Source organism: Trichocoleus sp. ST-U2, assembly GCF_039961875.1.
Taxonomy (GTDB): domain Bacteria; phylum Cyanobacteriota; class Cyanobacteriia; order Cyanobacteriales; family FACHB-T130; genus FACHB-T130.
The window spans coordinates 239,893-264,749 of record NZ_JAMPJY010000003.1 but is presented as its reverse complement, the minus strand read 5'-3'; the positions used below and the strand labels follow the sequence as shown (position 1 = coordinate 264,749).

Sequence of the window (24,857 nt, the reverse complement as noted above, 5' to 3'; positions counted from 1 at the left end):
TTATGAACTTCGGCTCAGTCAAAGGTAAGATGAGTAAAACTTATGACCGGCAGCTAGCAATCGCCTAATTTTAGACCCCATATTACCCCAGCGACGACTTTTGCAAGAGGTCTAATGGCTCACAAGCGGTGAGAGAGTCCTTAGAGTCGGTTAATCAAGGCTTCGAGGAGTCCAACTGGAAAATCACTTGCATTCGCTTTGCTCCCAAAGAATCCCAAGCAGAACCCAATTGAAGATATTTGGTTGCAGCGAAGTAAAGCTAAAAAATCTGCTCTAAACGGCGAAAATCTCGTTCCACTTCTGCCCAGAGAGAGCGATTGTGGGGGTCGGTTTTCAGGGCTTTTTTTAGATAAATTCTTGCCTTTTCGAGTTGCTTTTCAGCGATCAGCTGACGCCCCCAACGTTGATAAGCGATCGCTTGCCACTGACGCACTTCTGGATCTTCTGGCAGACGTTGGGCGAGTCCTTCGATGAGGGCGATCGCGCGGGGAAATCGGCGATTTTTCAGCAACTGCTGCAACTGCTGATAAGAACTCCACTTCAGCTGTTGCTCAGTTATCGACAAGTCTGGGAGTTTTTGAACGGGCGTCTCTTTGCGAGTCACCTTCGTGACGGAAGGTTGAGGAGGCGGTGCAGCAGTCTGTTCTGGATTGGATACTTTCTCAACCGTCTCAGACTTATCTACTACACCGAGGAGGAACTTGTAAGCCTCCGTCAACTCTATAAATTTATCCTGCGTTTGGCGATCGCCAGGATTTGCGTCGGGATGATACTGCCGTGCCAAACGTCGGTAAGACGCTTTAATTTCTGCAAAAGATGCCCCTGATCTTAACCCCAACACCCGGTAACAATCTGCGAGGTTCATCAGAGGAATCATCTATCGATTAGGCTTTAATCTTTGTTGATAGTCGGGAGTTTATTTCTAGCCCTTCGCTTTTAGCGGTTAGCTATTAGCTTCTGAGAATCTTGTTGGAAGCCCAAGTTTACAATTGCGACTACCCACCCGTCAAGCAGCTAACAGCTAACAGCTAATCACTCATTACTTCGGACGTTCTTCGATAACGCGGTCAATTAGACCGTATTCCTTCGCTTCTTGAGCAGACATGAAAAAGTCACGATCCATGTCCTTCTCAATTTTCTCAATAGGCTGACCCGTCCGGTGAGAATAAATCTCATTCAGCTGGCGACGAATCCGTAGAATCTCTCTCGCTTCAATCTCAATGTCTGTGGCTTGTCCCCGCGTACCACCAGAAGGTTGGTGAATCATAATCCGCGAGTGAGGCAAAGCGAGACGCTTACCTTTTGTCCCAGCGGTCAGCAGGAACGAACCCATTGATGCCGCTAAGCCTACACAAATTGTCACCACATCTGATTTGATGTGCTGCATGGTGTCATAAATCGCCATGCCAGAAGTGACTACGCCACCCGGAGAGTTGATATAGAGATAGATGTCCTTGCCCGGATCTTCCGAATCCAGATAAAGCATCACGGCAATTATCTGGTTAGCCATTTCATCATCAACATCTTCGCCCATGAAAATAATCCGTTCCCGGTAAAGGCGATCGTAGATGTTAATCCACTCGGTATATTGTCCCCCTGGCATCCGGTAGGGAACTCTAGGGTAGCCAATAGGCATAATGTAGAACTCCGTTCGTAAAAAGTGAAAATTGGTATCGAAAGAATTAAAAATGCAAAATTAAAAATTAAAAATTTGAATTCTCTTCATTTTTAATTTTTAATTTTTAATTCTTCAGATGACACCAGCGGGAAGTGGTGTTGGTAAATCTGATTTGGACTCTAGAACCCGATCGATCAAGCCATATTCCACAGCTTGCTCCGGAGTCATATAGAAGAGTCGATCCATATCCTTGGCAATTTTTTCAGGGGTCTGACCTGTATTGCGCGATAGGATATCCAGCATTGTTGTCTTATTAGCCAGCACTTCTTTGGCTCGGATTTGAATATCCGTCGCCTGACCGCGAGCGTAGCTCTTAGTCTGGTTCAGGATAATCGTGGCATGGCGCAGGCTAGCGCGATAGCCTTTAGTCCCAGCAGAGAGTAGCATTGCCGCCATTCCCATTGCCGAACCGATACAGATGGTATGAATGGGCGGCTTGATGTAGTTCATCGTGTCGCAGATGGCGAAGGCTTCGGTTTCAAAGCCAACAGGTTCGCCGTCGTAACGCGAGGTGCCGGTGGAATTGATGTAGATTTTGATCGGTTTTTCTGGATCTTCGTACTGCAAAAACAGCAGTTGGGCGATGATTAGTTTCGTTACCTCTGGCACCAAGGGCGTTCCCAGATAGACAATCCGCTCCTTTAAAATCAGGGACGGTAAGTCTGGTGGCGGTGTTCGGTAGAAGCTATCGCCGCCGTAGGGAGCTTGAACAGCCTGGATGGGTGAGTTCATGGCGTATCGGAAAGCTGCAATAGTGGTGCTATCTTTAATTTGACATTAATTCCGGTGTGCCCCACCGTACTGACTGGATTCTAGCAGTTTTACTCCCCTTACCGCTTTTAGTCAGGTTGAGGGTGGCTTGATGTCGCTTTAGCGCCTGTCAGCGGGCTTTTTGGGAGGGGACGCCGGAAAATGGGTCTTAAACGCTTCTAATTTTTGGGTTTTTAAACAGAGAAACCTGAGTTTAAGTATCGGTTTTTGCGAAAGGTGATGGGTGAAATCCACCCCAGCGATCGCGTTTTCCTCTGCAAAGAATTGCGATCTTTTGGCTGGCTGCTTCCGCCGTGTTGGGCTGCAAGCTATTGTAGAAAATAAGCCCGGTCGCGGTTGGGGTAATTTTATGGTTCCCTTTCCGGAGCGTCAGCGTTTAGTCTTGTGGTTACTCCGATCCCTTCTTGTTCTGCCAGGAATGAGCGTGCTATGAGAGTTGGTTTACAGCCTGCTTTGAATGATATGAATATTGACGCGACTCAAACGAGTAGCCAGCGTCAACTAGAAATTTCTATTTCTGCGATCGCTGGGGATCTTGAAGATCGTGCCCCGCTCAATTTATGCATAATTCTCGACCACAGTGGCTCGATGAATGGACGCCCCCTGGAAACGGTGAAACAGGCAGCGATCGGTCTGGTGGATCGTCTCACACCGGGCGATCGCATCTCGGTTGTCGCCTTCGATCACAAAGCCAAAGTGCTTGTCCCCAACCAAGTCATTGACAACCCAGAAAATATTAAGAAACAGATTAATCGGCTCAGTGCAGATGGGGGTACGGCGATTGATGAGGGTTTAAAACTGGGAATTGAAGAACTGGCGAAGGGCAAAAAGGAAACGGTTTCTCAAGCTTTTCTGTTAACAGATGGCGAAAATGAGCATGGCGACAACAACCGCTGTCTGAAATTTGCCCAAGTGGCGACTGGCTACAACCTGACGTTGAATACATTGGGATTTGGCGCTCACTGGAACCAGGATGTTTTGGAAAAAATTGCTGATGCGGGTGGCGGTACGCTGTCCTATATTGAGCGTCCGGAACAAGCAGTTAATGAGTTTGGACGCTTGTTTAATCGAATCTCTGCGGTGGGGTTGACAAATGCCTACTTATCACTTTCGTTAATGCCGAAGGTACGGTTAGCGGAACTCAAACCCATCGCCCAAGTTGCTCCAGATACCATTGAACTGCCGGTGCAACAAGAAGGCGATCGCTATACGGTACGTCTGGGAGACTTGATGAAAGATGTGCCGCGAATCATTTTGGCGAATCTTTACGTCAGCCAGCTAGCGGAAGGGCGTCAAGCGATCGCCCAGGTGCAAGTCCGTTACGACGATCCCGCCCAGGATAAAATGGGGCTAATTTCTCAACAAGTCTTAGTTGAGGCGAATGTTGTCCGGAGTTACCAACCCGCACCCAATCCTCAGGTGCAACAGTCTATTTTGGCGTTGGCGAAATACCGACAAACTCAGTTAGCAGAGGCGAAATTGCAGCAAGGCGATCGCGTGGGTGCAGCGACGATGTTACAAACTGCCGCCAAAACCGCCCTGCAAATGGGAGACAAGGGAGGCGCGACGGTTCTCCAAACCAGTGCTACTCGCTTGCAATCAGGTGAAGAACTTTCGGAAGCAGATAGGAAGAAGACACGGATCGTCTCTAAAACTATTTTGCAGGAGTAGGTTTTTTTAACGCAAAGGTACGCCAAGGTACGCAGAGGAAGCAATTTACCTCTGCGTACTTTCTTGGCGGTGAGATTTTAAGAGTGGTGCTTGTGGGCTTTCTAGGTGCCACCAGTGGCGATCGCCACTTCAAGCTACTCAAGCCACAACAGACGCTTGAGGGCGAGCAAAAATCATTCGCCCCGCCGAAGTCTGCAAGGCACTGGTTACAACCACTCGGATTTCACCACCCATGTAGTCGCGCCCGTCTTCCACAACCACCATTGTTCCATCATCCAGGTAGCCGACGCCCTGAGCTGGTTCCTTGCCACCCTTGATAATTTTGATATCCAAGCTATCACCAGGCAGATAAATTGCCCGAATTGCCTGAGCCAAATCGTTAATATTCAGCACCGGCACTTTCTGCAAAGTAGCAACCTTACTCAAGTTGTAGTCGTTGGTGAGCAAAGTGCCGTTGATTTCTTGCGTCAACCGGACTAACTTCGCATCCACCTTGGGAATTTCATCGTAATCGGCGGAGTGGATTACAATCCGTTCTGAGTAAGCATCCTTCATCTGGTTCAGGATATCTAGCCCTCGCCGTCCCCGAACTCGCTTCAGATCGTTGGAACCATCTGCCAGTTGTTGCAGTTCCTGCAAGACAAACTGGGGTACGAGGATTTGACCTTCGATAAAGCCAGTGTTTAGCAGTTCTTCAATGCGACCATCGATGATGCAGCTGGTGTCTAAAACCTTGGTCGAGGCAGGTTTGAGGGTTCCTTCTGCCACCAACATCGTTTCCACGCTGTGGGGACTAATCAGCCTCAAGAAGGAACGACCGTGGGTATCCGCTAAAGTCACTCCCAAGTAGGAAAACATGACACTGCCTAAAATGGCAACAAGAGGCTTAATAAAAGCAAAATCGAAGGGCATTGGTAGTAAGAAAACGGGTGCCAGCATCAAGTTGGCAACTAATAAGCCAATCACCAAACCGACAGCTCTGGTCAAAATGACCTCGATCGGCATTTCCCGGACTCTCTTTTCCAAGCGTCGATAGGTCGTCTGCACGAGCAAACCGGCAGCGCCCCCAACCAGGGCGGCAAACCCGGCGAAGACCCAGCGTAAAGCGTCCTGATTGCTGACTTGATGTAGGGCACCGCTAGGTAGTAATTCAATCGCGTCGAACCCGATTCCCGCCGCTGCTAGGATGAATAAAATAATAATGATTGCGTCAAGCATGGTTTCCAGTTATTTGGGATGATTGCTTCAATTCCTGAAAGCGGCTCTCAAGAACTGATACAAATTTACATTTGTTTTATTATATCTTTTGTGTTATTGACTTCACTCTTGCGGATGACCATTGATTTAGCACCAGCATTTAATCCAATTTGAGCTATTTTTATGAAGCCACCTCTTTATTTATTAAAAGAACAATTCTGAAAAATTAGCCAATCATGTCGCTTCTAAAAGGCAGGAAACAAGAGGGGGTATAGGCTTGACGTATTCTTGCTAAGAGAAGAAAAGACCTGACAACAATTCAGTAAAGTAACAACTGTTAATCAAACATTTAAAGATTTCATCGCTATATTGAGTATTGATACAAATATGGTCTTAAATTATTTAATCCCGGACGCAAAAAATATTAATTTGGGTATCCCCAGCTCTGCTTATCTCCACATTCCATTTTGTAGACGCCGGTGCTTTTACTGTGATTTTCCAGTGTCTGTGGTAGGGGATCGCAAGACTGGTAAGAACTCTGGCACAATTGAGCAGTATGTTGAGGTATTGTGCCAAGAAATTGAAGTTACACCAGTACAAGGAAATTCCCTAAAAACAGTTTTTTTTGGAGGTGGTACTCCTTCGTTGTTATCGGTGCAACAACTCAAGCAAATTTTGACTCAACTTGATGCTGGTTTTGGTATTGCCACCGATGCTGAAATTTCGATGGAGATGGACCCTGGCACCTTTGACTCGCAACAACTTCAAGCCTACCGCTCAGTTGGAGTGAATCGAATCAGTCTGGGGGTACAGGCGTTTCAGCCAGAACTATTGGAAGTGTGCGGGCGATCGCACTCTGTCTCTGATATTTTTGCAGCTGTGGAGCTAGTCCGCAAAGTGGGGGTTCCCGAATTTAGCTTAGATTTGATTTCTGGGTTGCCGCATCAGACGTTGGAACAGTGGCAGGAATCTCTAGAAACCGCAGTAGCGATCGCGCCCACTCATATTTCAATTTACGATCTCCAAGTCGAGGCAGTTACTGCCTTTGGGCGTCAGTATCAACCCGGTGCCAAACCGCTTCCCACCGATGAAATGGCTGCCGAGATGTATCGACTGGCGCAGCAAGTTCTCACCAGTGCTGGTTACGAACATTATGAGATTTCTAATTATGCCAAACCCGGTCATCAATGCCGCCACAATCGAGTTTACTGGGAAAATCGCCCCTACTATGCCTTTGGCATGGGTGCCGCCAGTCATTTGCAAGGGTGCCGGTTCACCCGTCCCCGCAAAACACGGGAATATTACGAATGGGTGCAACAGATAGTCACAGCAGGTGGCGTGTGGGATTGTCCTCAAACATTGACATCTGAAGTATTGTTGGAAACCTTGATGCTGGGGCTGCGTCTAGCAGAGGGTCTCAGTTTATCAACCTTAGCTGAACAGTTTGGCAAACAGACGCTGCAACAAATTTGGACGTGTTTGCAACCCTACTACCAGCAAGGTTGGGTAGAAATTGTCGGCGAAAGCGGGAAAGCGATCGCGCTTGACGCCCAGAAACTCCCACCGAAGGGACGATTAAGATTAACCGATCCGGAAGGGTTTTTATTTTCCAATGTAATTTTGGCGGATTTGTTTAGCGAGCTAGGATAAGTTTGAGGGCAAGAGTGTGGATTGATGATTCACCCAAAAGCTAAAATCTAAAATCTAAAATCCTCATGATTCCTATTGCTGATAACATCCCCAGTCGCAGCAAACCGATTGTTAATTACGCCCTGATCGGAATCAATGTTGCTTTGTTTCTGTGGGAGTTAAAATTAGAGTTTGCAGGTAAACTGAGCGCTTTTGTCCAACACTGGGGTATCGTTCCTGCCCGAATAAGTGCTGTGATTTCAGATGTCCTCAGTGGGGAAAATCCAGCAGCATGGGTTGCCTTGCTGATGTTCTCCAGTTCCCTGTTCTGGGCGATGTTTCTCCACAGCAGCTTTGGTCAAATTTTAGGAAATATCCTATTTTTATTTGTTTTTGGAAAGAGTGTAGAGAATCTTCTCGGACACCGACGATTTCTACTACTTTATTTGCTGGGTGGCATTTTGACGGGCATAGTACAAGTTTTACTAGACTCTACTTTGACGATGCCATTAATTGGAGCCAATGGCGCGATCGCATCTGTCCTCGGAGCTTATTTTCTGAGTTTTCCCCAGGCAAAAATTGATACCATTTTGCCACTGGTAATTGTGTTTATCCCCATTGAACTGCCAGCTTTGTTTTATCTATTCTGGTGGTTTATTCAGCAGATGTTTTATGGAATCGGTAGCTTAAATATTTCCGGTGGTGTCAATCCCTTGGGCGTTGGGTATTGGGCACATGGTGTAGGGTTAGCACTTGGTGCCATTCTCGTGTTGCTGTTGAAAAGAAGTATCGATAAAAAATGAATCCCTGAGGCGCAGAGAACTCATAAGAATTAGAGGAGAGAAGCTGATAGAGCTGATTTCTATAGCGAGCCTAATTCAGTTGAGAGAAACCACCATAGGTAAAAAGCTTGGAAAGTTAAAGGTTTGACGATGAATAACGAACTCAAATAGAGACTTAATGACATTAAACGCTCTACACAAGTGGTAGTACTCTCGAATGGTCAATATCCTCTAACTCGCCGATTATCAGTAATTGTTAAAAAAAACGAACAAATTGAATAACGATCTGGGGAAGCTTACGCCAAGTTACTGCTAACAGATCGGGGTCAATAACTGGTTGAAAAGGCTGGATTTGTTACAATCCGCTAGAGCATTCGGATAAGTATGTTTAGTTTTTGCAACCGCGCTCTATTTCCTTAAGTTTATCTGGGGGATAGTCTACAGGTACAAACTTAAAACCATAAAGCGAGCAGTTAGACGGCACGACTTTGACCAATGTAAAGATCGGCTCATTGGGATCTCCACCGCGAAAACTAATTATCCCCATTGCACCATTGGCCCGAAAGTCAGGAGCCGATAAAGCCTGCCGCACATCAGAACGATTCGGTTGAGGTTTTTTTGCTAAAGCCGTTATTAACGCACGAGCTGCATCATAAGTCGTAGCGGTCAGCCCACTCACTTCCGCTTTCCATAACTGCTTAGATTCTTTGGGAAACGTTGGATTGGGGCTGCTCAAGGAATGCCAAGGGACTGTTACTACTAGGCGACCGACTACATATTTAGGGTCGATTTGTAGAATCTCAGAACTGTAAACAGCCCATGCTCCCACCATCGGATAACGACCCTGATTTGCCTTAATCACCGCTAAGACATTCTGAAAAGAAAAAGGACAGGTCTGACCATCCGGAAGGAAGACCAGCGTAGTCGCTCCTTTTGCTTGTGCTTGGTTAATCGCCTCAACAGCATTGAAGTCCTTTTTGCACAGTTCAAAATCTGCTCTTACCCGTCCTCTACTTGCGGGGAAGCTAACGTGAAATTGATCTCGGATAGATTTGCTGTAATTACTTGTGCCAGAGTAAAAGACTGCGGCTGTTCGCTGATTGGCTTGGATCATGTAGCTAGCCAAAGCCTGGGCATTCACGCGATTACTGGGTACAGTGCGAAAGAAAACGTGTTCGCTCTTTTGGCTCCACTCTGAGAGGTCTTCCGAGGTGCTACCTGGAGAAATTAATACCAACCCGTGCTGTTGATAAATTGCGATCGCTCCCAGTGTCACTTCGCTGGCATAGTGACCGATGACCGCTAAAATGTCCTTTTTCAACACGAATGACTCGGCAATTTGTTTAGCTTTGACAGGATTATTGGCATCATCTGCGATGACTACTTTCAGCCCTTTACCACTAATCCTTTGACCCTGATTGATTTCATTTTGGACTTGGGCAGCTCCTCGTAGAATTTCCAACGCTCTGTTTGGATTGTTGGTTATCGGAGCGGCAACAGCAATCGTGTATGCCTTTTCCTTTTTATCCATCAATCGGGCATTATTCAGGTAAATCAAAATTTCCGGGTCGCTTGGCTGTTCGCTCCGTGCCTGTTCTAATAAACCAACCGCCTCAGCATATTGACCGCTGGCAAATTTTTGCACGCCTTTTTGCTTGAGAGCGCCTTTCAAACTGGGAACTAAAACTTCTTCTCCACAACTTACATTGTCTGCAAGATTGGAATCACAAGCCTTCGGCGGTTTCACAAGCGCATAGATAATTATTCCGAGTCCTGTCAAAAGAATTGCACTCACGACCCAAATGAGTACAAGCCTTAAATTGCCTGAGTTGATACTCCTGGTAACTTCTTCGTCTGAACAATTGCCTTCAGGAAGCAAAGTAAGCGTGTCGTCGGGAGATCGTGTCCGCCGATGATTGTTGATTTGCGTCTCAATTTCCTCTAAACGTTGCACAATTTCTTGGGCATTTTCAGGTCGATTCCCTGCGAAAGGAGCCATCAGGTCATTAATTAAAGTTGCCAACTCTCGTGAAATCTGTGGGGCACTGTTTCGCCAATTCAACTGACCTGTTTGGGGGTTTTCAGGAAGGTCATGGGGATGTATGCCTGTCAGCAAATGAACGAAGGTGCGTCCTAAAGCATAGAAATCAGATCTGGAAACAGCTCTACCATCGGCTTGTTCTGGGGGTGTATAGCCGTGGGAAATTATTGCTGTGCCATCTCTTCCGGCTAACTTGTGTAAGTAGGTTTCCGTGGCTTCGCGGACTGCGCCAAAATCAATCAACACCAGTTGATTATCAGGTCGCAGCATAATGTTAGACGGCTTAATATCCCGGTGAAAATAGTTGCTTTGATGCACTTGCTGTAAGATTTCTGCCAGTTGTTTCAACCAGGCGATCGCTTGCTTTTGGCTGATGGGTTGATGGTTCCGGCTGCTCAACCATTCTTTTAAGTTGATCCCCTCAATTTTCTCCATCACCAAGCAGTGCAAGGGCTTTTCGCTCTTTAGATGACATAACTGGAAGTATCCATCTGCCTCTACTTTGGGAATCCCTTGATGATTCAACTTCTTTAGAACTTCGGCTTCCCGCTGGAATAGGCAGATTGCCTTCTCATAATCAGTAAGCAAAATTTTTAGGACTTTTTTTATACCTTCCCGACGCACGTCCTCCACCTCAAAGGTTTGACCAAAGCCTCCTTTGCCCAAACGTTGGATGACCCGATAGCGCCCTTCTACTAAACTTTCAGAGCCACAGTCAGGACAAGTGCTTTGATTACCAGGTTCGTTGAAATTGCGGCAGTTAGGATTGATGCAATAACTCACGGCAAACACACTATCCCGATTTGAGTGGGAATGTTATAGAATTATAACTTCCTCTCGGAAAATAACTTTATTGTTCAACCGTTCGCTTAGCAATTTTTCTTTTAACATACCTTCTCACAACTGGCTGAAGCGTATAAATAACTTCATTCCCTTCGATTTGCTTTTCTATCAGCGAACGACGTTCTAATGCTTGAATCGCTTCCATGATTTCAGAAGTTGAAACCGTTAGATTGATTTCTTCTTTTAATTTAAAGATAGAGCTGGGGTTGAGATTAGCCGCTAACTTAAACATAATTTCTTTTTGAAAATTTGATAGCCGTTGCCAGGAAGTATCTAAAATTAGATGAATATCGCCTAAAAATATTGTTTCTAGCTTTAAGAAATCAGAAACTTTACCAGCAAATGAGTCTTTTATATAACTGGCAATAATATTTAAGATTAAGGGATTCCCTCGATAGATTTGAAAAAGGCTTTTCCAGTGGTTCTCGTCTGACAAACCTTTGGCTCTAAATATTTGCCAAGCGTATGTATCATTGAGATCGGACAGCAGTAATGAACGAACGCTTGGAGTTTCTCCCTGGATTAATGCAATTTCATTCGGTTGCTCTCGACCGATTAGCATTAAGCAGCTGTTGTGGCGCTCTCTTCCCACTCGTCTGAATAGTTCGCCATAGCCTTCATACCCTTCTCGATAATACCCAGTTGCTTGACCAGCACCTAGAATCGTTTCGACTTCATCCAAAATCAACAGACATCGATGGGAACCTGTGGAAGGGTTTGTTCCTTTGGGAGATCGCAAAGACTCAATTAGCTGAGAGATTCGGCGACCAATATCTTTTGGTAAATCGGTTGATTGCTCGTTGGAGAGGCATCGGAGCAAGTCTGCGATCAGGTCTTCGACTGATGGGGCAGAACGGAGCGATCGCCAGATGAAATAATCAAACTCATTCTGAATTTGCTCGGCTAGCATCACGGATAGTGCTGTTTTACCAATTCCCCCCATGCCGAACAGGGTTACTAGGTGGCAACTATCAGCGACAATCCATTTCTCAAGCACAGCGAGTTCTTCTGTGCGCCCATAGAAACCAGAGACATCAGGCGCTTCACCCCAATCGAGTATAGGCATTTCACGCGCTTCTGCTTCTTCAACGGCACCTGAATCAACAATTTCCCTCCAGTTGCCGATCCCGACAGCTTGGCAAATATTAATAAAGGTCTCTTGGTGAATAGGTTTTTTCTGCCAAAACCGTTTCAAGGTTGCCTGGGTCGTTAGGGCAGCCTGCCACCAAGAAACGGTCATTGTTTTTGTCCAACCTTTCCTTTTTCGGGCTTTATCAACGCTTTCTAGTCCCCGTGCAGATGCTCTGAGAGACCCCGCCATAGTTAAGCTCTTTACCACAATTCTCGCTTATTCTGGCTCACCTTTCGGTGTAGCGATCGCAGTCGTACCCTGAAAACTGAGCCAAAGAGTCAGCAAAAAAGTGAGCCGTCAAGCGAAAGCGTCTTTGGCAATCTGAGAGGATAAGGCGCTAGATCGCCTTCTTTAACGTCTGTCCTTCTTTATAGAGATCGCCAGCTCAGTCTTTAAGAAGATTATGCAACCGAATCAAGTTCTAACCTACTGCAATGTCATGGAACTGTTAGTTGCTCAGGAAGTACACCGACAACTTCAGCAGTTACCGCCAAAGTTGGTCAACTATATCAATCCAGCCCATGCGATCGCTTACGCCCTGAATCGTCTGCCAGCCCTGTATGCGACCAGTCCCAGAGGATGGTATCTACAACAGCAACGGGCTAAAGCTAAGTTAGCACCTCAGATTATCGTGGCGGTGGGTCAAGCATTGGCGGCGGTGCAACAAGATTCCTTGAACATGGTAAATTCTCTCCCTTCCGCAGAAAACGCCGAAAACCTCGAAGAGAGTGCATCTGATGTAGATGTTGAACAAGCCAAAAGCTCCGATTTCTCCCTTTCTTGGGTGCGATCGCTTTTTGGATTAGGGGGCATTCATAAAGCAGATGGTCGGCGATCGCGCTAATCTAATGCCAGCCACCTCTAGCATCAGTTCCTATGTCCACTGAAGCGATCGCGATTACCGTCAAATTATTCGCTGCCTATCAAGAAGCCTATGGCGTTTCGGAACTGGTGCTGAAAATCCCTCCAAATACAGATGTTTCAGCGATATTAGATAAATTTGCTTCCGAACATCCAGAACTTGACAAATGGCGTCAAGTTACTCGCTTTGGCGTTAATTTTCAATTCGTCGAGCCAGACACGATTCTGCATGATGGGGATGAAGTCGTGCTGATTCCCCCTGTTAGCGGTGGCTAGGAAAGACAAAAGTTAAACGCCAGAAATTCGGTTTTTTCATCCCAAATCCGCTTCAATTCCCTCTTTTTCCTAAATTAGCGACCGCAAGCTTGGAATATAATCGCCCCAGTCTTCAGACTGAGGGCTAAATTTTGTATCATAGACAACATTTAATCCCGACTAAAAGAGTCGGATATATTTGACGGGTATTTTTGCCTGTGTTAGTATCAACCGAGCGATGACGGACGATTAGAGTGTAAATACCCATGACCCAGGCAACCCAGTCAACAACGGCAACCTTTACGGCACTGAAGTGTAAAGAATGCGGCACCGAATACGAACTTAAGGCAACTCATGTCTGTGAGTTTTGTTTTGGCCCTCTGGAAGTAACCTACGATTACGATGTTTTGCGCCGCACCGTCACTCGTGAAAGCATTCAGGCAGGGCCTAACTCAATTTGGCGCTATCGTTCCTTCTTACCCGTCGCCACAGAAAAGCCGATTGACGTGGGAACTGGCATGACCCCCTTGGTAAAAGCCAATCGCTTAGCTCGCCGTCTGGGTATTAAAAATCTTTATATTAAAAACGATGCCGTCAATATGCCCACCCTGAGCTTTAAAGATCGGGTGGTGTCGGTCGCTTTAACAAGAGCGCAGGAATTAGGATTTACGACAGTATCCTGCGCCAGTACGGGTAATTTAGCGAATTCTACAGCAGCGATCGCGGCCTACGCCGGTTTAGACTGCTGCGTCTTCATCCCCGCCGACCTGGAAGCCGGTAAAGTTCTAGGTACACTCATCTACGGTCCCACCGTCATGGCAGTTCAGGGCAACTACGACCAAGTGAACCGCCTCTGCTGCGAAGTTGCCAACACACAAGGCTGGGGATTTGTCAACATTAACCTCCGTCCCTACTACTCGGAAGGTTCAAAAACCCTCGGCTACGAAGTAGCAGAACAGCTAGGCTGGAAACTGCCGGATCATATCGTCGCTCCTCTGGCATCTGGCTCTCTGTTCACCAAAATCTACAAAGGATTCCAAGAATTTATCAACGTTGGACTAGTAGCTGATAAGAGCGTCCGTTTCAGCGGTGCCCAAGCTGAAGGTTGTTCCCCCATTGCCCAAGCTCATCGGGAAGGGCGCGACTTCGTAACCCCCGTGAAGCCGAACACCATTGCCAAATCAATCGCGATTGGCAACCCAGCAGACGGAGTTTATGCGCTGGAAGTCGCCAAGAAAACCGGCGGTAACATTGAATCAGTCAACGATACTGAAATTGTTGAAGGCATCAAGCTATTAGCTGAAACCGAAGGCATCTTTACCGAAACCGCTGGTGGCACTACCATCGCCGTGCTGAAAAAATTGGTAGAAGCGGGTAAAATTGATCCCGAAGAAACGACCGTTGTTTACATTACCGGCAACGGACTGAAAACCCAAGAAGCGGTGCAAGGATACATCGGGGAACCCCTGACAATTGAGGCGAAGCTGGATAGTTTCGAGCGGGCATTAGAGCGCTCTCGGACACTCGAACGCCTCGACTGGCAGCAAGTTCTGGTTTAATAACCGCTACCAGCTTTTTGCGATGAGTCATTAGTCCCTCCGGGGTTGCTAATGACTCATCGCTCGTGACTACGCATGAATGACTACTGAATAATCTTTAACTATGACAGTCAAAGTTCTCGTTCCGACTCCTCTCCAGAAGCTTACAAACAATCAAGCCACCATTGAAGGCAGCGGCAGTACGATTGGTGAACTGCTCGAATCCTTGGAGCAAAGCTATCCTGGCATCAAAGTGCGTTTGTGCGATGAAAAGGGCGAACCCCGCAGATTTGTGAATTTCTACGTCAACAGCGAAGACATCCGCTTTTTGCATGGCACTCAGACACCGCTGAGCGAAGGTGATGAGGTAAGCATTGTGGCAGCGCAGGCGGGAGGCTGATTCCAAGATAGGATGAGCAGTAAAGGATTTCAATCTCGAATCGGGATTGTAAATCCTACCTTCATCCATGCTGCATACATTCAAAAAAATCACCAACTTGCGGATAAGTCCAATGGCAGAAGAAACCAATCACAATGACGCCGGAGAGGTGGCTCCTAGCACTGTTGACAAGCAGGCTCCCAGTGTTTCTGAAGAAAATGCTCCCAGTACGGATTCTGACGTAGCAACCGACATTCCTACAGCAAACGCACCCGCTCCAGAAGCTGTGAATCCGGAGGTGAATCCGAATGCGGCTGGAGAAAAATCTTCGACAGAGGCATCAACCCCAGATGACTCGGCTCAGGTTCAACCAGATGTTAAAAAAACCGCTCAAGCATCTAAAGAGGATAAGCCAACGGGTGCCAAAGCTGCTAAAGCAGATAAGCCAGCAGGTGCCAAAGCTGCTAAAAAGGACGAGTCCCCAGAAGGGGATAAGCCAGCTGCTAAAGCGGCTAAGAAAGAGAAGGCACCTGCGGTAGAAGACAAGCCTTTTGTTGAGTTTATTCAACAAGACTATTTACCAGCTTTGAAAACAGCACTTGAAAAAAAGGGCGTCAAAAATTTAGAGCTGAAATTTGACAAGAAACCGCTTCAAGAAATCTCAGAATGCTGGCAAGTCAACGGGAGCTGGCAGGGAGGAAAGCGGAACTTTAACCTTTATTTTCCCGAAGAAGACATTCAAAAACAAAGAGCTTTTTCCTGTTTTGAAGGCTCTAAACCCAGTATCATTGAGCCTTTTTTGTGCGATGAGCGCAAGATCACGCTGGATTTAATGGTGTTTGGCGTGACGCAGCGGTTGAATGCTCAAAAGTGGCTGGAAAGAAATTAGTCGGGAAAGGTGAATTTCATTAGTCATTAGATAATTACTAATGACTAATGAGCCATTACAACTCGATAAATTCATAAATGACAATGCCAGTTTCTGGGTGATTGTCAACCATGACGTAGCCACTTTTGAGCATTTCTTTCAAAGTGGCTTCTGCCTTGGCAAAGCTTACACCTGTATCCATCACCGCTTGGGTAACGGAAAGTTTGCCACCTCTAGCAGCGGCGGCTTTCACAAGTTTAACCATTAGTTGATCGCGGGTAAGCTCTTGTTTGGTAAGCGCGATCGCAGGTGGCGATAGAGGCACGCCCGTGGAGGATACCCCCAAGCGGTCTTGAAGCTTGGCATTATGTTCCTCCACCATGCCGGGAATCAGAAATAAATCCACGAACTGTCCGACCCCAAACAAACCCCACGTAAACAGCCACAGCAGCCCCGTGCCAATCTTGCCATTGTACAGGCGATGCATCCCCGCTATCGGTGGGGACAAAAAACAGGCTAGCCAAAGAACATAGGCAGTCGAGACGTTCTTCATAAGATTCCTAGCGCTTCAGATGTCCTAACTTCAATCATAGGATTTTGTTCTTCACTCTTGCACCTAGGAATTGAGCAGCAAGAACTCTGAAGATGTCACAAAACTTGACAGCGTGTAGTAAGTCTTAACGTAACAAGTGCGATCGCTCTCGTGTAGATTGGTAGACTGGAACGCAAGCCTTTGAGTGAAAGCGACGGAATCATAATAATAAGAGAAACAAGAGAGACAAAGAATATGGTGGATTCCCTCAAAAAACCCAGCTTTGAAGAATTAAGACCTGGGGTGAAAGTACCTGCGAAAGAAACCCTACTGACGCCCCGGTTCTACACCACCGACTTTGATGAAATGGCGAAGATGGATCTGTCGCCAAATGAAGATGAACTCAAGGCGCTGATGGAAGAATTCCGCGCTGACTACAACCGTCACCACTTCGTGCGGGATGCCGAGTTTGACCAATCCTGGGATCATATTGATGGGGAGACGCGCCAGTTATTTATTGAATTTCTAGAGCGTTCCTGCACGGCAGAATTCTCCGGATTCCTACTCTACAAAGAACTCGGACGCCGATTGAAGGACAAAAACCCGCTTCTGGCAGAAGGCTTTAACTTGATGTCGCGGGATGAAGCTCGTCATGCTGGCTTCCTGAATAAGGCAATGTCAGACTTCAATATGTCACTAGATTTAGGGTTTTTGACCAAGAATCACAAATACACCTTCTTTAAGCCGAAATTCATCTTCTACGCGACCTATCTGTCCGAGAAGATTGGTTACTGGCGGTATATCACCATTTACCGGCACCTAGAAGCCCATCCCGAAAACCGCGTTTATCCCATCTTCCGGTTCTTTGAAAACTGGTGCCAGGATGAAAACCGGCACGGCGACTTCTTCGACGCCGTAATGAGAGCGCAGCCCCAATTCTTGAATGATTGGAAAGCAAAGCTGTGGTGTCGCTTCTTCCTGCTGTCGGTGTTTGCGACGATGTATCTCAACGACATCCAGCGTTCCAAATTCTATGCCACACTTGGTCTGGACGCACGGGAATATGACATTCACGTGATTAAAAAGACCAACGAAACCGCAGGACGGGTATTCCCAGTAATTCTGGATGTAGAGAAGCCAGAATTTTACGACCGCTTAGAAGTGTGCATCAAAAATAATGAGAAGCTGGGTGCGATCGCAACCTCCAACACCCCCAAATTCCTGCAATTGTTCCAGAAGCTACCCCTTTATGCTTCTAATGCATGGCAGCTCCTGCGCCTGTACCTAATCAAGCCGATTGACATGACAGCCGTGCAAGGTAAAGCCCGCTAATTTTGAGCATCTTCCCTCAACTAAAGTGGTTCTGTACTAAGCAGAGCCACTTTTTTTATCCTTATCAAAATTCTGAATAAATCTCAAACTGACGCGACCTCAATGACGAAGACCTTTGGCATCTCGCGCCTCAGCCCGCTAGACGCACAGACGCTAACTTGCCTTTCTTTGCGCCTTTGCGCCTTTGCGCGAAACTCTATACTGTTCGCAATCAGCACTTCCTTGATTTTGGGGATATCGTCTGCCCAAACTCAAACCCAGGCTCAAACCCAGCCACAAGAAACGCCCAAGCCAGAGGCTAGCGAGTTGGATTTAAGCCCAGAAATTATTGAAAATAGCCCGGTTTTGCAGCGTTGGCGGCGAGACGTGCCGAATGTGCTAGAAGAAATTCGCAATGATCCCAGCTTTCGGACTAGGGTGCGCCTCGGTTACTCCCAGTTTCCTTCATCTGGGCAAGCCGGGGGAGTCAATATTGGCGTGGAGGACGTTTTTATTGGTCGCACCGGCTTAACCGTCAGTGGGGATTATCACACTGCGTTCAAGGGTCAGCGCGAGGCTTATGGAGCAGATTTACGGTACTACGTACTTCCTTTGGGTGGCTACGTTAATATCGCGCCCCTGGTGGGCTATCGACATTTGGAAACTGACCGATACTCAACAGATGGCTTACATGTGGGTGCGAAGCTGATATTCGTTTTATCTCGCACTGGTGCAGCCGATATCTCCTTAACTCAGAGTTGGGTTGCTCCAGCAACGAATGAAGAAGTCGGAATTACAAAGCTTTCCGTCGGCTATGCCTTTACCCGCAACCTGCGCTTATCGACAGACATTGAGAAGCAAAATGCAAGACAACGCAAAGATAGTCGGGTTGGCGTCGTACTAGAGTGGATGCCTTAAATTAAATGTTTAGATAATTGAATATTGGAATGTTTAGGGCATTTCACCCTGAAAACCTCTAAATTGAATGCCATTACAAAAAGAGCCTTTGCCGACCTATGAACGCCTCAGACAATTTAGAGCTGTTTGGGCTATTTTTGCAACATACACCCGCTGCCGTAGCGATGTGCGATCGCCAGATGCGTTACTTGCTCGCTTCTCGTCGGTGGCTAATCGATTACGGGCTAGATGAGCAAAATCTGATTGGGCGATCGCATTACGAAGTTTTTCCTCACCTTCCCGACCAATGGCGGCACAAGGCTGAGCTAGTTTTATCTGGGGCGAGTTCAGGGGAGTTTCAGGAAAGTAGCTTTGTTTGCCCTGACGGTTCCTCGGTGCCGATAAAGTGGAGCCTGCATCCTTGGAAGCACCCAAGCGGGGAAAGGGGTGGATTGATCCTGTCGGCAGAGATGATCCAAAGTGAGGACTTTTTCCATTCCATCTACGAGGGCGTGGAAAACGCCATCTTTGTTTTAGATGTGGACGCACAAGGGGTTTTTCGCTACCTTAGCTGGAATCGACCGATAGCGATGGTTACTGGCATCAGTAGTGCCCAAGCGATGGGCAAAACTCCCCATGAACTATTTGGTTTAGAGTTAGGTAATTCCTTGCATGAGAGATATACAAAATGTCTCGTCGCAGGGGAATGTACTTTTTACGAGGATTGCATTCCCTTGCAGGGTGTAGACACTTATTGGCTAACGACTTTAACTCCACTGCGGGATGCTGCGGGTCGCATCTATCGAATTATCGGCACCGGAAGTAATATCAGCGCTCTCAAGCAGGTGGAAGAAGCGTTGCGGCAATCAGAAGCTCGGTTCCGAGAACTCGCGCAGCGAGAAGAACTACTCAATCGTCTTGCTAGTCAAATTCGCAGTTCGCTGGATCTCAATACCATCTTGGAAACAGCCGTGCAGGAAATCCGCAGGCTGCTGCAAATTGAGCAGTGCCTTTTCATGTGGTATCGTCCCAATGGTGAATCGGCAAGTTGGGAGATATTGCATGAAGCGAAGGTAGACAATTTGCCTAGCTTTCTGGGTTGCTATCCAGAGGAACCGACCAGTTTTCAAGTAAGACAACTCTTAAACCGAGAAATCATCCATTTGGATAATGTTGAAGCTTTAACCGACCCCAATTCACGGCAGTTCTTCCAATCGCTGGGGTACGTTTCTATACTAAATTTTCCAATAATGACTCGCACGGGCGAACTTGGTGTAGTTGCCTGCGGTCAATTTAGCAGTCCTCGAACTTGGCATGACGATGAAGTGGAACTGCTTTCGGCGGTTTGCGACCAAGTCGCGATCGCGATTAACCAAGCAGAACTTTATACTCAAACTCGCGAAGCCGCAGCGATCGCGCAAGCGCACGCCACCCGGCTCGAAACCACGCTTCAGGAACTCCAACGTACTCAGTCTCAACTGGTTCAAAGTGAAAAAATGTCCAGTTTGGGTCAGTTAGTGGCTGGAGTCGCGCATGAAATCAATAATTCCGTTAACTTCATCTACGGAAATTTAGCCCCAGCGAGCGAATACACGCGAGACATTCTTGGGTTGCTGCAACTATATCAACAGCAATATCCCCATCCAACGCCAGAAATTCAAGACGAAATTGCCGCGATTGACCTAGATTTTCTCATCAAGGACTTGCCTAAATTACTTTCTTCAATGAATGTGGGGGCAGAGCGCATTTGTGAGATTGTGCGTAGCTTACGCAATTTCTCCCGCCTTGACGAAGCCGAGATGAAACTGGTAGATATTCATGAAGGCATCGAAAGTACGCTCCTAATTCTGCAAAACCGCTTCAAATCCAAACCAGATCATCCCCCTATCCAGCTAATCAAAGAATATGGCAACCTACCTAAAGTAGAGTGCTATCCAGGGCAGCTCAACCAAGTATTTATGAATCTTCTCACCAATGCAGTTGATGCTTTGGATGAGTCCAACAAAAAGCGATCGCTTGAACAAATCAAAGCCGACGCCAGTATCATTCGGATTCGTACCGACGTGTTGACAAATAACCGAGTCGCAATCAAGATTTCCGACAATGGGCCAGGAATGGCAGAGGAAGTCAGAAAGCGACTTTTCGATCCTTTCTTCACAACTAAGCCTGTCGGTATTGGCACAGGGCTTGGGTTGTCGATTAGCTATCAAATTGTGGTCGAAAAACACGGCGGTCAACTCAAATGTATTTCAGCGCCCGGTCAGGGGGCGCAATTTCTGATAGAAATTCCCCTGCATCCGCCATCACACATTTGATACTATTGCCGATTAATTCGTAATTTTTAACAAAAAGGGCGGATACTTAATTCCGCCCCGAAAAGGATTATTGATTATGAAAATTTAGCAAGCTGAAAATTCAAACATCAAGAAAATTTTTGCGATTTTTCACCTTTGAATTCTCTAGCGATTGCCGATTTCAGGTGCCCGCAACGACAACAGGGGAATATCCGCCTGTGCTTGGGTCGGAACCTGTCGCCCACTCGCCAGCGTCGGAACTGAACCTCGCAGTCGCTCCGTCAGCTGCAAAGTGGTTGCGTCGTAAATTTGAGTCAGGATTTTGGGGTACAAGCCAATGCCAATAATCGGCACCAACAGACAGGCGATGATGAATACCTCTCGTGGTTCCGCATCGATCAAGGCTTCGTGTTCCACTAATTCCTTATTCTCCGGCCCGTAGCAAATTTCCCGCAGCATTGAGAGTAGGTAGATGGGGGTCAGAATCACGCCAACGGCGGCTAGAAAGACCACCACGACCTTGAAAGTGGGGTTATAAGCATCGCTGGTCGCAAAGCCGACAAACACCATTATCTCTGCCACAAATCCGCTCATCCCTGGCAATGCTAATGACGCGAGGGCACAAGTCGTCCACATGGCAAACATCTTTTTCATCCTCAGCCCGACGCCGCCCATTTCATCCAGCATAAGGGTGTGGGTGCGGTCATAAGTGGCTCCCACAAGGAAGAACAAGCTTGCCCCAATCAAACCGTGGGAAACCATTTGCAGCACTGCACCGCTCAAACCCAAGTCAGTAAACGTGGCAATTCCAATCAGCACAAATCCCATGTGGGAAATCGAGGAATAAGCGATTTTCCGTTTCAGGTTCCGTTGAGCAAAAGAGGTGAGGGCTGCGTAGATGATGTTGGTAACGCCCAAAATCACCAAAACGGGCGCGAACACGGCATGAGCATCGGGTAGCATCTGGGCATTCATCCGAATCAGAGCATAACCGCCCATCTTCAGAAGAATTCCTGCTAGCAACATATGCACTGGTGCAGTTGCTTCGCCGTGAGCATCTGGTAGCCAAGTATGCAGGGGAATAATCGGCAACTTGACGCCGTAGGCAATCAGAAACCCTGCATAGATCCAGAGTTGGAAAGTTAGGGGGTAATCCTTGGCAGCGATCGCCCTCATATCAAACGTCACGGTATCGCCGTAGAACGCCATCGCCAAGGCGGCTACTAAAATGAACAGCGACCCGCCAGCCGTATAAAGAATGAACTTGGTAGCCGCGTACAAACGCTTCTTACCGCCCCAAATTGCCAGCAGCAGGTACACCGGAATCAGTTCCAGTTCCCACACCAGGAAAAACAACAGCATATCCTGGACCGCAAACACTGCAATCTGACCGCCGTACATCGCCAGGAGCAAAAAGTAAAACAGCTTCGGCTTAAACGTCACGGGCCACGCTGCCAAAGTCGCCAGGGTGGTGATAAAGCCGGTGAGCAAGACTAGCGGCATTGATAAGCCATCTACGCCCACCGACCACCTTAAGTCGATTTGGGGTACCCAGGAGTAACTTTCCACCAGTTGCAGACCGGGATTAGAAAAGTCGTACTGAGTATAGAAGGCATAAACCATCACCACGAAATCAATCAGCCCAATAATGAGGGCGTACCAGCGTACCGTCTTACCATCTTTATCTGGTATCAACGGAAGCAACAGGGATGCCGCGATGGGGAACAGGATGATAAAAGTCAGCCAAGGAAAATTAGCTGTATTCATGAGATATCAAATCGTGAGCAACAAGGTTTAGCTGTCAGCTATGAGTAAGTGTACTTAAAAAGGAAAAAGGAAAAAGTTTTCAGCTTTTTCCTTTTATCTTTTGTTGACAGCGGATAGAAACACACAGCGAGCGGTTTCTAAATTTAAGTCACACCAAAGACAATCACGCCCACTAGCACCGCCCCAAACACAATCAGGGCATAGAATTGGACGCGACCAGTTTCAAAGTATTTCAGACTTTCACCACTCAACAGCGTCGCTAAGCCGGTGAAGTTGACTGCGCCATCAACCACGCGGAAATCCACTTCCATGACTTGTCGCGCTAAGCGACGGCACCCTTGAACGAAGAGGGTGTCATAGATTTCGTCGAAATACCACTTGTTGAGCGACAGCTTGTAAAAGAAGGGGATTTTAGCAGCGATCGCAGCGGGATCGATCTTGCCTCTCAAGTACATCAGAGAAGCCAGCGTAATTCCAATCAAGGCAATTCCGACCGAATTACCCCCCATGATCAGAAATTCTGTCAAATCAAACTCAGTGGCTTTTTCCAGCACCTCAGTCAGCGGTTCGCCGGGGGCGTGAATGAATTCCTCAAAATAATTGTGGAAAGGCGTCCCAAGCAAACCAATCAGCATCGACGGCACCGCCAGAACAATCAGGGGCAGCGTCATTGTCAGCGGCGACTCGTGCGGATACTCGCTATGACCGTGGTCATCGTGGCTGTCATGGGCTTTGGAGGATAACTCTCTGGTATCCATCGCCCCAGGGCCAAAAGCAAATTCAACTTGGGGAGATTTCGTCGCCCCTAGTAGTTCCTGCTTGATGCCTGATTCATGCCCTCGGAATTTGCCCTCAAACGTCCGGAAATACATCCGGAACATATAGAAAGCAGTCATTCCAGCCGTCAGCCAGCCGACGAACCACAGCGCCGGATTTGCCCCAAAAGCGCTGCCTAGAATTTCGTCTTTCGACCAGAACCCAGCGAAAGGTGGAATCCCGCTGATCGCGAGCGTTCCAACCAAAAAGGTGAGGGAGGTAATCGGCATATACTTCCGCAGTCCGCCCATCATCCGCATATCCTGAGCCAAGGCGGGATCGTGACCTACGACTGATTCCATGCCGTGAATCACAGAACCAGAACCCAAAAATAGCATCGCCTTGAAGTAGGCGTGTGTCATTAGGTGAAATAGACCGGCAGTATAGGCACCGACGCCCATTGCCATTACCATGTAGCCCAGCTGGGACATGGTGGAATAAGCGAGACCTTTCTTGATGTCGTTTTGGGTAATGGCAATGGTTGCCCCCAAAAATGCAGTAAAGGCACCCGTCCAGGCAATCACGTTCATTGCCACTGGGATGCCTTCAAACACGGGATACATCCGCGCAATTAGGAAGACGCCCGCAGCCACCATCGTTGCCGCGTGAATCAGGGCGCTGATGGGGGTAGGGCCTTCCATCGCGTCTGGTAGCCAGACGTGCAACGGGAACTGAGCAGATTTCGCCACTGGTCCCATAAACACTAAGATTGCGAACAGAGCCGCAAGGCCGGTACTTAGGTAGCCTGATGCGACAAATGCTTGCAGGCGATCGCCGATTACGTCAAATTCAAAGCTGCCCGTCGCCCAGTACAGCCCCAGCATCCCTAACAACAGCCCGAAGTCGCCGACGCGGTTGACGACAAAAGCCTTTTGGCAAGCATCGGCTGCTGCCTTCCGGTCATACCAGAATCCGATCAGTAGGTAAGAACACATACCGACCAGTTCCCAGAAAATATAAACCTGTACCAAGTTGGGGCTGACCACCAAACCCAACATGGAGGAACTAAACAGGCTCAGATAGGCATAGAAGCGCACATACCCCGGATCGTGAGCCATGTAGCCATCGGTGTAAATCATCACCAGGAAGGCAACTGTCGTCACGATGACCAGCATCAGGGCCGTCAAGTGGTCAATCGTGTAGCCCATATTCAGGTGAAAATTCCCCGCGGCTGCCCACTCCAGGGTACGGGTGTAGGTAGCATGACCTTGAATTTGACTCCAGAGCAGCGCCAAGGAGAAACCCATCGCCATCCCTAGCAGGGAGACTATAACCACGGCATTTAACTGCCGCAGACTGTTGGTAAATCGATTAATCGAGATTAGTCCCAGACCGACCAGCATCGCCCCAGCTAGCGGCAGGACTGGGATGATCCAGGCATACTGATAGAGCAGTTCCATCACTGACGCCTACTTTATATTTCTTAACTAACTTGGTAAGACCGTTTACATTGTGACACAGACGGTCTCTAAAGTATTTATAACTAACAGTTTAGACAGCCAGAAACTTGTCAGCCAAAAATTAAACCCACCGATAGAGAGAATCGGTGAGTTTAAGAACGGGTAAAACGTTGCATTCAGGTTGAACAGTTACAA

The 24,857-nt window shown here is 47.5% G+C and carries 21 protein-coding genes; 12 read left to right on the top strand and 9 right to left on the bottom strand.

Annotation, left to right across the window (positions count from 1 at the left end):
* Positions 1–259: 259 nt before the first annotated feature.
* From NC996_RS03540 to NC996_RS03530, 3 genes are all read right to left on the bottom strand, one after another.
* Entirely contained in the window at positions 260–865 is a 606-nt protein-coding gene (locus NC996_RS03540) for a J domain-containing protein (RefSeq protein WP_190681762.1), read from the bottom strand.
* A gap of 174 nt (positions 866–1,039) precedes the next feature.
* The gene (locus NC996_RS03535) at positions 1,040–1,636 is read right to left on the bottom strand and encodes an ATP-dependent Clp protease proteolytic subunit (protein ID WP_190413106.1); all 597 of its coding nucleotides are present in this window, start codon (positions 1,634–1,636) and stop codon (positions 1,040–1,042) included.
* Between the two features lie 114 nt (positions 1,637–1,750).
* Positions 1,751–2,410: an ATP-dependent Clp protease proteolytic subunit gene (locus NC996_RS03530; RefSeq protein WP_190413108.1), complete on the bottom strand. Its 660-nt coding sequence runs from the start codon at positions 2,408–2,410 to the stop codon at positions 1,751–1,753.
* Positions 2,411–2,672: 262 nt separating this feature from the next.
* On the opposite strand from NC996_RS03530, the gene NC996_RS03525 reads away from it, so the two are divergent.
* Together NC996_RS03525 and NC996_RS03520 are read left to right on the top strand one after the other, a co-directional pair.
* Positions 2,673–2,882 (top strand): hypothetical protein, encoded by a 210-nt coding sequence (locus NC996_RS03525; RefSeq protein WP_190413110.1) that lies wholly within the window; start codon positions 2,673–2,675, stop codon positions 2,880–2,882.
* Positions 2,879–4,120 (top strand): VWA domain-containing protein, encoded by a 1,242-nt coding sequence (locus tag NC996_RS03520; RefSeq protein WP_190681759.1) that lies wholly within the window; start codon positions 2,879–2,881, stop codon positions 4,118–4,120. Before NC996_RS03525 ends, NC996_RS03520 begins: the two co-directional genes overlap by 4 nt.
* Positions 4,121–4,258: 138 nt before the next feature.
* Here NC996_RS03520 and NC996_RS03515 read toward each other — a convergent pair whose 3' ends face one another.
* The gene (locus NC996_RS03515) at positions 4,259–5,338 is read right to left on the bottom strand and encodes a PIN/TRAM domain-containing protein (protein ID WP_190413113.1); all 1,080 of its coding nucleotides are present in this window, start codon (positions 5,336–5,338) and stop codon (positions 4,259–4,261) included.
* 366 nt (positions 5,339–5,704) lie between these two features.
* Between NC996_RS03515 and hemW the strand changes: the two genes are divergently transcribed.
* Positions 5,705–6,967 (top strand): radical SAM family heme chaperone HemW, encoded by a 1,263-nt coding sequence (gene hemW, locus NC996_RS03510; RefSeq protein WP_190681757.1) that lies wholly within the window; start codon positions 5,705–5,707, stop codon positions 6,965–6,967.
* Positions 6,968–7,032: 65 nt separating this feature from the next.
* A complete protein-coding gene (locus NC996_RS03505; RefSeq protein ID WP_190681754.1) occupies positions 7,033–7,749 on the top strand; it encodes a rhomboid family intramembrane serine protease in 717 nt (238 codons plus the stop codon).
* 367 nt (positions 7,750–8,116) lie between these two features.
* Here NC996_RS03505 and NC996_RS03500 read toward each other — a convergent pair whose 3' ends face one another.
* Positions 8,117–10,552, bottom strand: a complete 2,436-nt coding sequence (locus tag NC996_RS03500) for a bifunctional serine/threonine-protein kinase/ABC transporter substrate-binding protein (protein ID WP_190681751.1) — start codon at positions 10,550–10,552, stop codon at positions 8,117–8,119.
* A 67-nt stretch (positions 10,553–10,619) separates the two neighbouring features.
* Positions 10,620–11,933: an NB-ARC domain-containing protein gene (locus tag NC996_RS03495; protein ID WP_190681749.1), complete on the bottom strand. Its 1,314-nt coding sequence runs from the start codon at positions 11,931–11,933 to the stop codon at positions 10,620–10,622.
* Positions 11,934–12,147: 214 nt separating this feature from the next.
* Here NC996_RS03495 and NC996_RS03490 point away from each other — a divergent pair, with 214 nt between their 5' ends.
* The 5 genes from NC996_RS03490 (at position 12,148) to NC996_RS03470 (ending at position 15,666) form a co-directional block, all read left to right on the top strand.
* Entirely contained in the window at positions 12,148–12,588 is a 441-nt protein-coding gene (locus tag NC996_RS03490) for a late competence development ComFB family protein (RefSeq protein WP_190438669.1), read from the top strand.
* A gap of 32 nt (positions 12,589–12,620) precedes the next feature.
* Positions 12,621–12,881 (top strand): MoaD/ThiS family protein, encoded by a 261-nt coding sequence (locus NC996_RS03485; RefSeq protein ID WP_190413130.1) that lies wholly within the window; start codon positions 12,621–12,623, stop codon positions 12,879–12,881.
* A 245-nt stretch (positions 12,882–13,126) separates the two neighbouring features.
* On the top strand, positions 13,127–14,419 hold the full coding sequence (gene thrC, locus NC996_RS03480; protein WP_190413131.1) for a threonine synthase: 1,293 nt from the start codon (positions 13,127–13,129) through the stop codon (positions 14,417–14,419).
* Positions 14,420–14,522: 103 nt separating this feature from the next.
* A complete protein-coding gene (locus NC996_RS03475; RefSeq protein WP_190533320.1) occupies positions 14,523–14,798 on the top strand; it encodes a MoaD/ThiS family protein in 276 nt (91 codons plus the stop codon).
* 112 nt (positions 14,799–14,910) lie between these two features.
* Positions 14,911–15,666: a DUF2996 domain-containing protein gene (locus tag NC996_RS03470; protein WP_190681746.1), complete on the top strand. Its 756-nt coding sequence runs from the start codon at positions 14,911–14,913 to the stop codon at positions 15,664–15,666.
* A 55-nt stretch (positions 15,667–15,721) separates the two neighbouring features.
* On the opposite strand, the gene NC996_RS03465 is transcribed toward NC996_RS03470, so the two are convergent.
* Entirely contained in the window at positions 15,722–16,198 is a 477-nt protein-coding gene (locus tag NC996_RS03465) for an NINE protein (protein ID WP_190438676.1), read from the bottom strand.
* 234 nt (positions 16,199–16,432) lie between these two features.
* On the opposite strand from NC996_RS03465, the gene acsF reads away from it, so the two are divergent.
* The 3 genes from acsF (at position 16,433) to NC996_RS03450 (ending at position 20,700) form a co-directional block, all read left to right on the top strand.
* Positions 16,433–17,509, top strand: a complete 1,077-nt coding sequence (acsF, locus tag NC996_RS03460; protein WP_190533317.1) for a magnesium-protoporphyrin IX monomethyl ester (oxidative) cyclase — start codon at positions 16,433–16,435, stop codon at positions 17,507–17,509.
* Between the two features lie 102 nt (positions 17,510–17,611).
* Positions 17,612–18,406 carry a hypothetical protein gene (locus NC996_RS03455; RefSeq protein WP_242037418.1) on the top strand — a complete coding sequence of 265 codons (795 nt, stop codon included), beginning with the start codon at positions 17,612–17,614 and terminating at the stop codon, positions 18,404–18,406.
* Positions 18,407–18,504: 98 nt separating this feature from the next.
* Positions 18,505–20,700 (top strand): PAS domain-containing protein, encoded by a 2,196-nt coding sequence (locus NC996_RS03450; RefSeq protein ID WP_190681745.1) that lies wholly within the window; start codon positions 18,505–18,507, stop codon positions 20,698–20,700.
* 144 nt (positions 20,701–20,844) lie between these two features.
* Here the strand turns inward: NC996_RS03450 and NC996_RS03445 are convergent, their stop codons facing one another.
* Together NC996_RS03445 and NC996_RS03440 are read right to left on the bottom strand one after the other, a co-directional pair.
* On the bottom strand, positions 20,845–22,446 hold the full coding sequence (locus NC996_RS03445) for an NAD(P)H-quinone oxidoreductase subunit 4 (RefSeq protein WP_190427834.1): 1,602 nt from the start codon (positions 22,444–22,446) through the stop codon (positions 20,845–20,847).
* Positions 22,447–22,589: 143 nt separating this feature from the next.
* On the bottom strand, positions 22,590–24,662 hold the full coding sequence (locus NC996_RS03440) for an NAD(P)H-quinone oxidoreductase subunit 5 (RefSeq protein ID WP_190681743.1): 2,073 nt from the start codon (positions 24,660–24,662) through the stop codon (positions 22,590–22,592).
* Positions 24,663–24,857: the final 195 nt, after the last annotated feature.

Bases quoted from the DNA above. Each gene is read 5' to 3' on its own strand.
- NC996_RS03540 (WP_190681762.1), bottom strand. From the start codon at position 865: ATGAACCTCGCAGATTGTTACCGGGTGTTGGGGTTAAGATCAGGGGCA.
- NC996_RS03535 (WP_190413106.1), bottom strand. From the start codon at position 1,636: ATGCCTATTGGCTACCCTAGAGTTCCCTACCGGATGCCAGGGGGACAA.
- NC996_RS03530 (WP_190413108.1), bottom strand. From the start codon at position 2,410: ATGAACTCACCCATCCAGGCTGTTCAAGCTCCCTACGGCGGCGATAGC.
- NC996_RS03520 (WP_190681759.1), top strand. From the start codon at position 2,879: ATGAGAGTTGGTTTACAGCCTGCTTTGAATGATATGAATATTGACGCG.
- NC996_RS03515 (WP_190413113.1), bottom strand. From the start codon at position 5,338: ATGCTTGACGCAATCATTATTATTTTATTCATCCTAGCAGCGGCGGGA.
- hemW (WP_190681757.1), top strand. From the start codon at position 5,705: ATGGTCTTAAATTATTTAATCCCGGACGCAAAAAATATTAATTTGGGT.
- NC996_RS03505 (WP_190681754.1), top strand. From the start codon at position 7,033: ATGATTCCTATTGCTGATAACATCCCCAGTCGCAGCAAACCGATTGTT.
- NC996_RS03495 (WP_190681749.1), bottom strand. From the start codon at position 11,933: ATGGCGGGGTCTCTCAGAGCATCTGCACGGGGACTAGAAAGCGTTGAT.
- NC996_RS03490 (WP_190438669.1), top strand. From the start codon at position 12,148: ATGCAACCGAATCAAGTTCTAACCTACTGCAATGTCATGGAACTGTTA.
- NC996_RS03485 (WP_190413130.1), top strand. From the start codon at position 12,621: ATGTCCACTGAAGCGATCGCGATTACCGTCAAATTATTCGCTGCCTAT.
- thrC (WP_190413131.1), top strand. From the start codon at position 13,127: ATGACCCAGGCAACCCAGTCAACAACGGCAACCTTTACGGCACTGAAG.
- NC996_RS03475 (WP_190533320.1), top strand. From the start codon at position 14,523: ATGACAGTCAAAGTTCTCGTTCCGACTCCTCTCCAGAAGCTTACAAAC.
- NC996_RS03470 (WP_190681746.1), top strand. From the start codon at position 14,911: ATGGCAGAAGAAACCAATCACAATGACGCCGGAGAGGTGGCTCCTAGC.
- NC996_RS03465 (WP_190438676.1), bottom strand. From the start codon at position 16,198: ATGAAGAACGTCTCGACTGCCTATGTTCTTTGGCTAGCCTGTTTTTTG.
- acsF (WP_190533317.1), top strand. From the start codon at position 16,433: ATGGTGGATTCCCTCAAAAAACCCAGCTTTGAAGAATTAAGACCTGGG.
- NC996_RS03455 (WP_242037418.1), top strand. From the start codon at position 17,612: ATGACGAAGACCTTTGGCATCTCGCGCCTCAGCCCGCTAGACGCACAG.
- NC996_RS03450 (WP_190681745.1), top strand. From the start codon at position 18,505: ATGAACGCCTCAGACAATTTAGAGCTGTTTGGGCTATTTTTGCAACAT.
- NC996_RS03445 (WP_190427834.1), bottom strand. From the start codon at position 22,446: ATGAATACAGCTAATTTTCCTTGGCTGACTTTTATCATCCTGTTCCCC.
- NC996_RS03440 (WP_190681743.1), bottom strand. From the start codon at position 24,662: ATGGAACTGCTCTATCAGTATGCCTGGATCATCCCAGTCCTGCCGCTA.